This window comes from Mycolicibacter acidiphilus (assembly GCF_018455725.1).
Lineage (GTDB): Bacteria > Actinomycetota > Actinomycetes > Mycobacteriales > Mycobacteriaceae > Mycobacterium > Mycobacterium acidiphilum.
The window spans coordinates 64874-76681 of sequence record NZ_JAHCLR010000015.1 but is presented as its reverse complement, the minus strand read 5'-3'; the positions used below and the strand labels follow the sequence as shown (position 1 = coordinate 76681).

The window sequence follows — 11808 nt, the reverse complement described above, 5'->3', positions numbered from 1 at the left end:
CCCGGGCCCGCGGGCCTAGTCAGCCGTCAGCCGCCCACGGCACCCGGCAGGCGTCCTCGGAGTTGAAGCCCTGCTCGGTGATGCCCAGCGCCGAGTACATCCGGGCCCGCATGTTCTCGATCCCGATCTGATACGTCAGCTCGATGACGCCGTCGTCGCCGAACCTTTGCCGTAGGTCGGCCACCTGCTGGTCGGTGATGGTGTGTGGGTCTGTGGTCATCGCGTCGGCGTAGGCGATCGCGGCCCGTTCGTCGTCGCTGAAACGCGGTGAGGTGGCGTAATCGTCGATGCGCTGGAGGCGGTCGATGTCCATGCCTTCCAGGCGTTGCAGCATCGACCCGAAGTCCACACACCAGGAGCAGCCGATGGTGCGGGCGGTCCAGAACACCGCCAGGTCGCGCACGCCGGCCGGCAGCTTGCGCGACGCGGATTGCAGCAGCCCTTCGTGCACGGCATTGGCCACCAGCAGCCGCGGGTGATGTGCGGTGACGGTGAACGGCTCGGGTACCTCGCCGAAGCGGCGCTTGGCGTAGCGGTACATAGCGCGCACCAACAGGTTGGTGCGTTTCGGGGGCAAGGGTTCGATGCGCGGTTTTGTGGTCATAACCGTTAGACGAGGCAGCCCGCGATCGTGTGACAGATCGGCTTGCGGGCCAGATCTCGCTGATTGCTCAGCCCAACGTGAAGACCGGGGAACGCCGAACGCCGAGCGTGAACCGGGGTTCACGCTCGGCGCCAACGGAAAACGAGAAGGGGATCAGCGGGCGAACATCAGCGCCCGCTTCACCTCCTGGATCGCCTTGGTGATCTGGATGCCACGCGGGCACGCGTCGGTGCAGTTGAACGTGGTGCGGCAGCGCCACACCCCGTCGACCTCGTTGAGGATGTCCAACCGCTCGGCGGCGCCCTCGTCACGCGAGTCGAAGATGAACCGGTGCGCGTTGACGATCGCCGCCGGACCGAAGTACGAGCCCTCGCTCCAGTACACCGGGCAGCTGGTGGTGCAGATGCCGCACAGGATGCACTTGGTGGTGTCGTCGTAGCGCAGCCGGTCCTCCTGGCTCTGGATGCGCTCCTTGGTGGGCGGGTTGCCACTGGTGATCAGGTACGGCTTGATCGCCTTGTAGGCGTCCATGAACGGTTCCATGTTGACCACGAGGTCTTTTTCCACCGGCAGGCCGCGCATCGGCTCGATGTTGATGGTCAGTTCTTTGCCACCCGGCTTCTTCGGCAGGATGTCGCGCATCAGCATCTTGCAGGCCAGCTTGTTGTTGCCGTTGACCCGCACGCCGTCCGAGCCGCACACGCCGTGGGCGCAGGACCGGCGGAACGTCAGCGTCCCGTCCAGATAGCTCTTCACGTAGATCAGCAGGTTCAGCAGCCGGTCGGTGGGCAGCGCCGGCACCCGGAAGCTCTGCCAGCCGTCGGTCGCGGCGTACTGGTCGGGGTTCTCCGGGTTGTAGCGCTGGATGCGCAGGGTGACCATGTGCGCGCCCTCGGGCACCGGGGGCAGTGGCGGGTCACCGGCGGGCGGTCCTTCGACCAGCGCGATCGGCACCGGGCCGGACGGGCCCGACGAGCAGCATCCGCCGTCCGAGCCGCAGCACCCGGAGTCGTTCGAGTCAGCCATCAGTACTTCCGTTCCTTCGGCTCGTAGCGGGTCTGAACGACCGGCTTCCAGTCCAGCCGGATGTCGCTCAGCAGTTCGTGGCCCTCTTTGTAGGCCATCGTGTGACGCATGTAGTTGACGTCATCACGGTTCGGGTAGTCCTCGCGGGCGTGCCCGCCGCGGGACTCCTTACGGTTCAGTGCGCCGACGACGGTGACCTCGGCGAGTTCCAGCAGGAAGCCCAGCTCGATGGCCTCCAGCAGGTCGGAGTTGAAGCGTTTGCCCTTGTCGTGCACGGTGATCCGCGAGTACCGCTCCTTGAGCGCCTGCACGTCCTTGAGCGCCTGCTTGAGGGTGTCCTCGGTGCGGAAGACGGCGGCGTTGTTGTCCATCGTCTGCTGCAGCGCGGTGCGGATGTCGGCGACCCGCTCGTTGCCGTGCTCGGAGAGGATGGCGCCGACCCAGTTGACCACCATGTCGGAGGGGTTCTCCGGCATCTCCACGAACTCGTGGTTGTTGGCGTACTCGGCGGCGGCGATCCCGGCCCGGCGACCGAACACGTTGATGTCCAGCAGCGAGTTGGTGCCCAGCCGGTTGGCGCCGTGCACCGACACGCAGGCGCATTCGCCGGCCGCGTACAGGCCCGGCACCGTGTTGGTGTTGTCGCGCAGCACCTGCCCGGTGATCGTGGTCGGGATACCACCCATCACGTAGTGGCAGGTCGGGTAGACCGGCACCAGCTCCTTGACCGGGTCCACGCCCAGGTAGGTGCGGGCGAACTCGGTGATGTCGGGCAGCTTCGCCTCCAGCACGTCCGCGCCGAGGTGACGCACGTCGATGTAGACGTAGTCCTTGTTCGGGCCGGCGCCGCGGCCCTCCAGCACCTCGAGCACCATCGAGCGGGCGACGATGTCACGCGGGGCCAGGTCGACGATCGTCGGGGCGTAGCGCTCCATGAACCGCTCGCCGTCGGCGTTGAGCAACCGGCCGCCCTCGCCGCGCACGGCCTCCGAGATCAGGATGCCCAGGCCGGCCAGGCCGGTCGGGTGGAACTGGTGGAACTCCATGTCCTCCAGCGGCAGGCCCTTGCGGAACACCACGCCCATGCCGTCACCGGTGAGGGTGTGGGCGTTGGAGGTGGTCTTGTACATCCGGCCTGACCCGCCGGTGGCCAGCACGATGGCCTTGGCGTGGAAGACGTGGATCGCACCGGTGGCCAGCTCGTAGGCGACGACGCCGGTCGCGACCGGGCCGGTCGGCGTGTCGGTGAGGCAGAGGTCCAGGACGTAGAACTCGTTGAAGAACTCGACGTCGTGCTTGACGCAGTTTTGGTACAGCGTCTGCAGGATCATGTGGCCGGTGCGGTCCGCGGCGTAGCAGGACCGGCGCACCGGGGCCTTGCCGTGGTCGCGGGTGTGGCCGCCGAACCGCCGCTGGTCGATGCGGCCCTCCGGCGTCCGGGAGAACGGCATGCCCATGTTCTCCAGGTCCAGCACCGCGTCGATGGCCTCCTTGGCCATGATCTCCACCGCGTCCTGGTCGGCGAGGTAGTCGCCGCCCTTGACGGTGTCGAAGGCGTGCCACTCCCAGTTGTCGTCCTCGACGTTGGCCAGCGCGGCGCACATGCCGCCCTGGGCCGCGCCGGTGTGGCTGCGGGTGGGGTAGAGCTTGGTCAGCACCGCGGTGCGTGCCCGCGGCGCAGCCTCGACGGCGGCACGCATCCCGGCACCGCCGGCGCCGACGATCACCACGTCGTATCGATGTTCCTGAATCACCGCGATATCACCTGTTCGCTACCGAGATTTGGACTGTCAAGAGATGTTTGCGTCGAAGCTCAGCAGCACGTACGTGCCGATGCCGAGCGTGAAGATCATCGAGATCAGCAGCAGGCTCAGCAGCCAGAACCGGCTGCGGTCGCTGCGGGTGTAGTCCCCGATGATCGTGCGCAGGCCGTTGCCGCCGTGCAGCTCCGCGAGCCAGAGCAGGGTCAGATCCCAGATCTGCCAGAACGGCGAGCGCCAGCGCTCCGCGACGTAGTTGAAGTCGATCCGGTACACACCGTTCTGCCACATCAGCATGATGAACAGGTGACCGAGCACCAGGAAGATCAGCACGGCTCCGGAGAACCGCATGAACAGCCAGGTGTACTTCTCGAAGTTGGGCATCCCGGAGTGCCGGTGCGGCGAGCGCGGGTTGCCCAGGTTGGCCGGCCGGTCGCGGTCGGGGGCCATGATCGGCGCGCGGTCGCCCCGGCCGAGTTGCAGGTCAGGTGTGCTCATAGACCGTGTCCAATCCACCCGAAACGTTCCGCCATGTGCATGCCGATCCGAACCACGACCGGGACCATCACGACCAGCCAGATCGCGCCGACCGCCCAGAACATCTGCCGCTGGTACTTGCAGCCCAGCCACCAGAAGTCGATCAGGATGACCCGGACGCCGTTGAGGCCGTGGAAGAGCACCGCGGCCACCAGGCCGAGTTCCATCAGCCCGACGATCGGGGTCTTGTAGGTCGCGATGACCTCGGTGTAGGCCTCCGGGCTGACCCGCACCAGGGCGGTGTCGAGCACATGCACGAACAGGAAGAAGAAAATCGTCGCGCCGGTGATCCGGTGCAGGGCGAACGCCCACATCCCGGGATCGCCCTTGTACAGACTCTGTCGCCGGGGTCGCGGCCGTGCGGCCTGCTTCCCGGGCGATCCGGTCGCATCGGCGGATGTCGCCGTCATCAGCGCCTCCAACGCCATCGCTGTGATTACCGTCGAACAAAAAACCCTCGAATGGACTCTAAACCCATCCACAGGTCCGTAATGACCACATTGCGGTTACCGATGAGTAGCGGTCGGCGAAGTTAGGGTGGATTCCGACGATTGACGACGGACGGACGGGGTGGCGCGATGCGCTCGAAGCAACCTGGGCGCGATTGACGTGCCCGTCGATGTTGATTGGAATCTGCTGCGGCGCAAGGCAATTGATGTCGCTCAGCACGGTTACGCGCCGTATTCCCGGCTGCTGGTGGGGGCGGCCGCGCTGACCGCCGACGGCGCGGTGCTCACCGGCTGCAATGTGGAAAATGTCTCATATGGGCTCGGCCTGTGCGCGGAGTGCGGGGTGGTGTCCGCGCTGCACGCCGCAGGGGGCGGCCGGCTGGTCGCGCTGAGTTGCTGTGACAGCACTGGGAACCCACTGATGCCGTGCGGCCGATGCCGGCAGGTGCTGCTCGAACACGGCGGGCCGGAGCTGCTGATCGACCACCCGGTGAGTCCGCGCCCGCTGGGCGAGCTGCTGCCGGACGCCTTCGGCCCGGAGGCGCTGCCGTGACGCCCGCCTTCGACGCCCCGACCCTGATCCGGCTCAAGCGCGACGGGGGCCGGCTCGACGACGCCGCGATCGACTGGCTGATCGACGCCTACACCGCCGGGATCGTCGCCGAGGAGCAGATGGCGGCGCTGCTGATGGCGATCTTCCTGCGCGGCATGGACCCGGCGGAGACGGCCCGCTGGACGGCGGCGATGGTCGCCTCCGGGGAGTGCTACGACTTCGCGGATCTGGGTCGCCCCACCGTGGACAAGCACTCCACCGGCGGGGTCGGTGACAAGATCACGCTGCCGCTGGTCGCGGTCGTCGCCGCGTGCGGCGCTGCCGTGCCGCAGGCCTCCGGGCGCGGACTCGGCCACACCGGCGGCACCCTGGACAAGCTGGAGTCGATCGCCGGGTTCACCGCGACGCTGTCCAGGGAGCGGATCCGGGCCCAGCTCGACGACGTCGGCGCCGCGATCTTCGCGGCCGGCGCGCTGGCCCCGGCCGACGCCCGGCTGTATGCGCTGCGAGACATCACCGCCACCGTCGACTCGCTGCCACTGATCGCCAGCTCGGTGATGAGTAAGAAGCTGGCGGAGGGCGCCGGGGCCCTGATGCTCGATGTGAAGGTGGGCGCCGGGGCGTTCATGAAGTCCGCCGCGCAGGCCGGTGAGCTGGCCCGGATCATGATCGAACTCGGGGCGGCACACGGCGTGCCGACCCGCGCCCTGCTCACCGACATGAACGGCCCGCTGGGCGGCACCGTCGGCAACGCACTGGAGGTGGAGGAGTCCCTGGCCGTGCTAGCCGGCGGCGGGCCGGCCGACGTGGTCGAGCTGACCCTGACCCTGGCGGCGGAGATGCTGGCGCTGGCCGGCCTCGACGGCGTCGACCCGGCGGCCACGCTGCGCGACGGCACCGCGATGGACCGGTTCGCCGCGCTGATCGCCGCGCAGGACGGTGACCTGACCGCCGGCCTGCCGGTGGCCGCGTGTTCGGAGACCGTGACCGCGTCCCGGGGCGGCACAATGGGGGACATCGACGCGATGGCGGTGGCAATGACGGCGTGGCGGTTGGGCGCGGGCAGGTCCCGGCCCGGGGAACCGGTGCAGGCCGGGGCCGGGGTGCGGATCCACCGGCGACCCGGTGAACCGGTGACCGCCGGGGAGCCGCTGTTCACCCTCTACACCGACACACCGGCACGCTTCGGTCCGGCGCTGGCCGAACTCGACGGCGGCTACGCCGTCGTCACCGAGGCACCGGCCACCCGGCCGCTGGTGATCGAGCGGATCGGCCGATGAGCACCCCGATCACCCTGGAGCAGATCCGCCGCGCACCCAAGGCGCTGCTGCACGATCACCTGGACGGCGGGCTGCGGCCGGCCACCGTCTTGGACATCGCCGGGCAGATCGGCTACGACGGGCTGCCGGCCACCGACGCCGACACCCTGGCGCGCTGGTTCCACACCCAGACGCACAGCGGGTCGCTGGAGCGCTACCTGGAGCCGTTCAGCCACACCGTCGCGGTGATGCAGACCCCCGAGGCGCTGCACCGGGTCGCCGTCGAATGCGTGGAAGACCTGGCCGCCGACTCGGTGGTCTACGCCGAGGTCCGGTTCGCCCCGGAACTGCACATCGAACGCGGACTGTCGTTCGACGAGGTGGTCGAGGCGGTGCTGGCGGGGTTCGCCGACGGGGAGCGGGCGGCCGCCGCCGCCGGGCGGCCCATCGTGGTGCGCTGCCTGGTCACCGCGATGCGGCACGCCGCGCTGTCCCGGGAGATCGCCGAACTGGCGATCCGGTTCCGGGACCTCGGGGTGGTGGGGTTCGACATCGCCGGCGCCGAGGCCGGGTTCCCGCCCAGCCGGCACCTGGACGCCTTCGAGTACATGCGTGACAACAACGCCCGGTTCACCATTCACGCCGGTGAGGCGTTCGGGCTGCCGTCGATTCATGAGGCGGTCGCGTTCTGCGGCGCCGACCGACTCGGGCACGGGGTGCGCATCGCCGACGACATCGCAGTGGACCCGGACGGCGGCAGCCTGCGGTTGGGCCGGCTGGCGGCGATCCTGCGGGACAAGCGGATTCCGCTGGAACTCTGCCCCAGTTCGAACGTGCAGACCGGCGCTGTGCGCAGCATCGCCGAGCACCCGTTCGATCTGCTGTCCCGGGCCCGGTTCCGGGTGACGGTGAACACCGACAATCGGCTGATGAGCAACACCTCGATGAGCAAGGAGATGCTGGTGCTGGCCGAGACGTTCGGCTATGGCTGGAATGATCTGCGGCGGTTCACGGTCAATGCGATGAAGTCGGCGTTCATCGGATTCGATCAGCGAGTGGAGATCATTGAAGAGGTGATCAAACCGCGTTACGCGGAACTGGAGCGTCCGGCATAACGCGAGCGTGCACAGTTGGTCGGCATTCGCCCAGGAAAGGCCGGACAACTGTGCCCGGCCGTGGGAAAGGGTTGTGGCGAAAACGTCGAAAGCCGGGCAACCGCACCGCGGTTACCCGGCTTTCGGCCTTAGATCAGTGCTCGACGACCGTGGCCTCGGCGTCGCCCGGCTTCCAGGTGACGATGCCGTGCTCGAAGGTGGTCTGCTTGACGCCGTCAGCAGCGGTGGTCTCGTCGCTGGTCGGGTATCCGAGCTTGCCCTGCGAGCCGCCCAGCTCGTTCCACTTGTCGCGGATCTTGCCCCACACCACGTAGGACCGGGTGGTGTGCACGATCACGCCGCCGTCGAACTGCTGGTAGACGCCGCCGTCAGGGTTCTTCTGCTCGTTGCCGGTCGGCTCACCCAGGTCCTGCTTGGCGGTGGCGTCCAGGGAGTCGAGCTTGGCCAGGATCGGGCCGGCGACGGTGTACTCCTTGCCGTCCGCACCGGTCATCTCGGTGGAGCTGGCAGCTTCGCCCTCCTCCGGCTTGCTGACCGCGGAGGAGATCACCGAACTGGCGGACGATGCCACCGAACTGGCCGAGCTCAGCGCCTCGTCGGCCTTCTCCTTGGTAGCGCTGCATCCTGTGCCGATGAGGGCGATCCCCACTACTGCCGCGGAGACCGCTGCGGCTCGCTGCGTTGCCTTACGCATATGTAGTCCTTTCGAGGTGGAGGGCGCGCAACCCACACGGCCCGGCCAGATGTTATCCGGCCAGATGTTATCTGGGTTACGTCTGCCCGGCAATGAAATCACGCAAATGTCCGGTAATCGCAGTGAATTGTTGAAGCGCGGTCCGGAGCGGATTATTCGCGTCGCAACCTCGACTGCACGAACTGCTCAAGCTGTTCCCAGCCCTTGACGGCGGGCGCGAACGGCCGCTGCGGTTCGGAGTTGGACTCCGGGTCGAGCACGTAGGCCACCAGCTTGCCCAGCGGCTGGTCGGACTGCAGGGTCTTCTCGACGATGCCGTCCTCGGCGTAGGTGCCGACGTCCTGCAAGAACTCGACCGCCAGCTCCAGCTGTTCGCGATCCACCGCGTCGGGGCCGTCGGTCAGGTCGTCGTCGAGCCCGGACAGCACGTAGACGTTGTCGTCGGTGATGTCGATGGCCAGCGACCCGTCGGTGGCGGCGGTGCGGATGTCGTCGTAGGTGCTCAGGTCGGACAGGTCGTGGTCGTGCTCGTCGGCCAGGTACCGGGCCAGGGCGCGCTCGGAGCCGAACACGCTGATCCGGCCGTTGCGGCCCAGGAAGACCGGCTGGTCGCCCAGGTAGCAGCGCAGTGTGAAGAACGTCCCGCTGTCGGTCATGATCCGGATCGGGTCGATGCCGACCTTGCTCCAGAAGTCGGCGTCGCCGCCGAGCACCAGCCGGTCGCCGGCGGTGTGGTCGTCGCCGGCCTCGGCCGACGCGGTCGCTGTGTTCTCTGAGGCCTCCGAGTCCTCGGCGGTCTCCGGTTCCGTCTCCTCCGGCGCGGGCTCGACGAGTTCGTCGGCGGCCCGGGCCGCCGCGGCGGCGTCGACGTCGGGGGTGGCCAGCACGCCCTCGATCGCGGCCAGCACGCCGTCCCAGTTGTGCCCGATGACGTCGGCGATCGCCGTCCACCGCTTGCGGCCGGCGCGACCGCTGAAGTTCTCCACCCCGCCGGCCAGGGTGCCCAGGTTGGGGTTGCCGTTGAAGAACTTCGTCACCGGGGTCAGATCGCAGACCGTGCCGATCGACGACACGATCTCCATCGCCGACGCCAGCGCCTGCACCGACTTCTTGGTGGGCTTGCCGGTCAGCAGTTCCTCGACCGCGATCAGGTCGAACCGGTGATCCTTCGTGGGGTTCAGCTTGTGGGCGTTGGCCTGGGTCAGCCGCTCCCAGCCGGGGTGGTCGGCCAGGTCGTTGTCGCTGTTGGTCCGCACGAACCCGGCCAGTTCGGCCGCGGTGTCGAAGCCGTAGAGGTCGTCCCCCTTGCCGAGGAACGCCTCCCACTCGTCCCCGGAGTCGCGCCACCGGGGCGCCCACAGGGTGTAGCGGTCACCGGCGGTCACCGAGAGGCGGATCGGGACGAGGTCAGCAGCCATGGCGCACAGAATAACGATGCGTCCGACGGCCCCCGGACCCGGATTCGGCCAACCCGCACCTGTTTTACCGAGCGGAATCGGAGAATTCCGCGTGGCGGGTATTGGCTGAACCACTGAAATGTGTTTAAGGTCACAGTGCTGAATGTTGTGTGAGAGGATGCACAACGTCGCGGGTGGGAGGTCCCGATGATCGCTGTGCGGCTTCGTCCCCTGGGGGTTGCGGCCCTATCACTGCTCTGCGCGGTCGTGCTCGGGGTGACGTCGGCGCTGACGTCGGCCGTCATGGTCGGCGCGGAACGGTTCGCCGAGCAGCTGATGGCGCAGATCCGGCTGCTCGCCGACGAGGGCTGGGTGATGAGCGGCACCGGCCAGCCCGACCCGACCGTCGGCGGTTACCTGGGTGCGGTGCTCGACCGCTACCTGCAGCCGTCGTCGCCGCTGTTCGCCGGCCAGCCGACGTTCGACGGGTACCACTTCCAGGGGCTGACCACCCCCGAGCAGTTCTGCCCGTTCGTCTGCATCCCCGGGCAGCCGCCACTGAACTTCGGCCAGTCGCTGGACCAGGGCGTCGCCAACCTCAACGGCGCGATCCTGCCGCAGCTCACCGCCGGCGACAACGTCACGGTGTTCGGCTACTCGCAGAGCGCCACGATCGCCACCATCGAGGCGAACAACCTGATCGACAACGCCGGCAAGGCCGGGTATCCGACCATGGACCAGCTGGGCAACCTGCACCTGGTGCTGATCGGCGACCCGAACAACCCGATCGGCGGGATTCTGGATCGCTTCCAGTTCCCCGACGGCGTCGGGCACTTCAGCCTGACGCCCACCCCGCAGCACGTCCCGTTCGTCAACATCCCGGTGGGCCTCGCGCCGACCCCCACCGACCACATCCCGACCGACATCTACACCGGCGAATACGACGGCTGGGCGAACTTCCCGCAGGATCCGACCAACATCCTGGCCGTCATCAACGCACTGATCGGCATCGAGACCGTGCACGGGTTCTACCCCAGCTACACCCCCGACGAACTCGCCAGCGCGGTCAACATCGGCACGATCGGCGACGCCAACTTCTACATGATCCCGGAGAACCTGCCGATCCTGCAGTTCATGTTCAACGGCGGCACCGCCGGGCAGTTCTTCGGCGATTTCTTCTCGCCGTGGGCGCGGCTGTTCATCGACTGGGGCTACGGCAACGCCGGCGACCCCGAGGTGAACGGGATGTTCAAGATCGCCGCCGGCGCCAACATCGCGGGCAGTCCGTTCCAGCAGGAGTTCGGGGTGGCCGGCGGGCCGTGGGCGATGACGCCGCTCGGTGAGCTGTCCGACGCGTCGAGCGTCACCGGGCTGTTCGAGAAGATGGATCCGCTGCAGATGCTGGCCGGCGTGCAGAACGCGCTGATCCAGAGCCTGGTCGCCCCCTGGGCGGATGTGGCGGCCGCCGCCAGCGGCGGCACGCTGAGCGCCGGTGACATCAGCACGATCACCGGCATCATCGACACGCTGCAGGTGATCACCGGCTACGACCTGATCAACCAGGTCGACCACCTGCTGCTCACCGGGTGGAACGATCTGGCCACCTCGCTGAACGTCAGCGACATCCTGGGGCCGGACGCGATCCTGACCGGCGCGGCGATCCCCGGGGAGGGCCTGCTCGGCCTGGTCGGCGCCGGCTTCGACGCGTTCAACTTCTTCGGGGCCTGAGTTCTCCGGGCCCGGCTCCGCGGGGCCGTAGGGTCGGGGGCGTGGATGTGCGCGTGCTCGACCACCCGCTGGCCGCCGCCCGGCTGACCGCGCTGCGCGACGAGCGCACCGACGGCGGCGGTTTCCGGACGGCACTGCGGGAACTGACCTGGATGCTGGTGTACGAGGCCACCCGCGATGCCGCCCGCGAACCGGTGTCGGTGCGCACCCCGCTCGCCGAGACGGTCGGGGCGCGGCTGGCGTCACCGCCGCTGCTGGTGCCGGTGCTGCGGGCCGGGCTGGGCATGGTCGAGGCGGCGCAGGCGCTGCTGCCGGAGGCGGCGGTCGGCTTCGTCGGGGTGGTGCGCGACGAGCAGAGCTTCCGGCCGGTGCCCTACCTGGCGGCGCTGCCCGCGGACCTGTCCGGACGGCCGGTGCTGGTGCTGGACCCGATGCTGGCCACCGGCGGCTCGATGGTGCACGCGATCGGGGTGCTCACCGAGCGCGGCGCGGCCGACGTCACCGTGCTCTGCGTGGTGGCGGCACCGCAGGGAGTGGCCGCACTGGCGGAAGCGCATCCGGGGGTGCGGCTGTGCGTCGCGGCGATCGACGAGGGACTGAACGCGGACGCCTACATCGTGCCGGGCCTCGGCGACGCCGGGGACCGGCAGTTCGGGCCGCGCTGACTCGTCGAGTGGGCGTTGCGA

The 11808-nt window shown here is 68.5% G+C and carries 11 protein-coding genes and 1 pseudogene; 5 read left to right on the top strand and 7 right to left on the bottom strand.

The annotated features are described in order from the left end of the window. Positions 1-19: 19 nt before the first annotated feature. From KIH27_RS09870 to sdhC, 5 genes and pseudogenes are all read right to left on the bottom strand, one after another. Positions 20-637 (bottom strand): annotated as a pseudogene (locus tag KIH27_RS09870) (carboxymuconolactone decarboxylase family protein); the annotation flags it as partial. 120 nt (positions 638-757) lie between these two features. Then, positions 758-1552 carry a succinate dehydrogenase iron-sulfur subunit gene (locus tag KIH27_RS09865; protein WP_214092809.1) on the bottom strand — a complete coding sequence of 265 codons (795 nt, stop codon included), beginning with the start codon at positions 1550-1552 and terminating at the stop codon, positions 758-760. 77 nt (positions 1553-1629) lie between these two features. Continuing rightward, positions 1630-3384: a succinate dehydrogenase flavoprotein subunit gene (gene sdhA, locus KIH27_RS09860; RefSeq protein ID WP_214092766.1), complete on the bottom strand. Its 1755-nt coding sequence runs from the start codon at positions 3382-3384 to the stop codon at positions 1630-1632. A 36-nt stretch (positions 3385-3420) separates the two neighbouring features. Continuing rightward, positions 3421-3888 (bottom strand): succinate dehydrogenase hydrophobic membrane anchor subunit, encoded by a 468-nt coding sequence (locus KIH27_RS09855; RefSeq protein ID WP_214092765.1) that lies wholly within the window; start codon positions 3886-3888, stop codon positions 3421-3423. Further along, positions 3885-4337 (bottom strand): succinate dehydrogenase, cytochrome b556 subunit, encoded by a 453-nt coding sequence (sdhC, locus tag KIH27_RS09850; RefSeq protein ID WP_284144710.1) that lies wholly within the window; start codon positions 4335-4337, stop codon positions 3885-3887. Before sdhC ends, KIH27_RS09855 begins: the two co-directional genes overlap by 4 nt. A gap of 199 nt (positions 4338-4536) precedes the next feature. Between sdhC and KIH27_RS09845 the strand changes: the two genes are divergently transcribed. Genes KIH27_RS09845 through KIH27_RS09835 form a run of 3 tightly spaced genes read left to right on the top strand, consistent with a single transcriptional unit; the run spans position 4537 to position 7303 of the window. Continuing rightward, positions 4537-4929 carry a cytidine deaminase gene (locus tag KIH27_RS09845; RefSeq protein WP_214092764.1) on the top strand — a complete coding sequence of 131 codons (393 nt, stop codon included), beginning with the start codon at positions 4537-4539 and terminating at the stop codon, positions 4927-4929. Further along, positions 4926-6209 (top strand): thymidine phosphorylase, encoded by a 1284-nt coding sequence (locus KIH27_RS09840; RefSeq protein ID WP_307856832.1) that lies wholly within the window; start codon positions 4926-4928, stop codon positions 6207-6209. Before KIH27_RS09845 ends, KIH27_RS09840 begins: the two co-directional genes overlap by 4 nt. Beyond that, complete coding sequence (locus KIH27_RS09835) at positions 6206-7303, top strand: adenosine deaminase (protein WP_214092762.1); 1098 nt, start codon at positions 6206-6208, stop codon at positions 7301-7303. The genes KIH27_RS09840 and KIH27_RS09835 overlap by 4 nt, the downstream gene beginning before the upstream one ends. 133 nt (positions 7304-7436) lie before the next feature. On the opposite strand, the gene KIH27_RS09830 is transcribed toward KIH27_RS09835, so the two are convergent. Both KIH27_RS09830 and satS read right to left on the bottom strand, forming a co-directional pair. Next, positions 7437-7997 carry an LGFP repeat-containing protein gene (locus KIH27_RS09830; protein WP_214092761.1) on the bottom strand — a complete coding sequence of 187 codons (561 nt, stop codon included), beginning with the start codon at positions 7995-7997 and terminating at the stop codon, positions 7437-7439. A gap of 152 nt (positions 7998-8149) precedes the next feature. Next, a complete protein-coding gene (satS, locus tag KIH27_RS09825; protein WP_214092760.1) occupies positions 8150-9415 on the bottom strand; it encodes a protein export chaperone SatS in 1266 nt (421 codons plus the stop codon). Between the two features lie 186 nt (positions 9416-9601). On the opposite strand from satS, the gene KIH27_RS09820 reads away from it, so the two are divergent. Together KIH27_RS09820 and upp are read left to right on the top strand one after the other, a co-directional pair. After that, positions 9602-11122 (top strand): PE-PPE domain-containing protein, encoded by a 1521-nt coding sequence (locus KIH27_RS09820; protein WP_250149869.1) that lies wholly within the window; start codon positions 9602-9604, stop codon positions 11120-11122. A 41-nt stretch (positions 11123-11163) separates the two neighbouring features. After that, positions 11164-11787, top strand: a complete 624-nt coding sequence (gene upp, locus KIH27_RS09815; protein WP_214092759.1) for a uracil phosphoribosyltransferase — start codon at positions 11164-11166, stop codon at positions 11785-11787. The last annotated feature ends 21 nt before the right edge of the window (positions 11788-11808 follow it).

Excerpts from the sequence above, each read along its gene's own strand:
- sdhC (WP_284144710.1), bottom strand. The coding sequence starts at position 4,337 with ATGACGGCGACATCCGCCGATGCGACCGGATCGCCCGGGAAGCAGGCC.
- KIH27_RS09820 (WP_250149869.1), top strand. The coding sequence starts at position 9,602 with ATGATCGCTGTGCGGCTTCGTCCCCTGGGGGTTGCGGCCCTATCACTG.
- satS (WP_214092760.1), bottom strand. The coding sequence starts at position 9,415 with ATGGCTGCTGACCTCGTCCCGATCCGCCTCTCGGTGACCGCCGGTGAC.
- KIH27_RS09855 (WP_214092765.1), bottom strand. The coding sequence starts at position 3,888 with ATGAGCACACCTGACCTGCAACTCGGCCGGGGCGACCGCGCGCCGATC.
- KIH27_RS09835 (WP_214092762.1), top strand. The coding sequence starts at position 6,206 with ATGAGCACCCCGATCACCCTGGAGCAGATCCGCCGCGCACCCAAGGCG.
- KIH27_RS09830 (WP_214092761.1), bottom strand. The coding sequence starts at position 7,997 with ATGCGTAAGGCAACGCAGCGAGCCGCAGCGGTCTCCGCGGCAGTAGTG.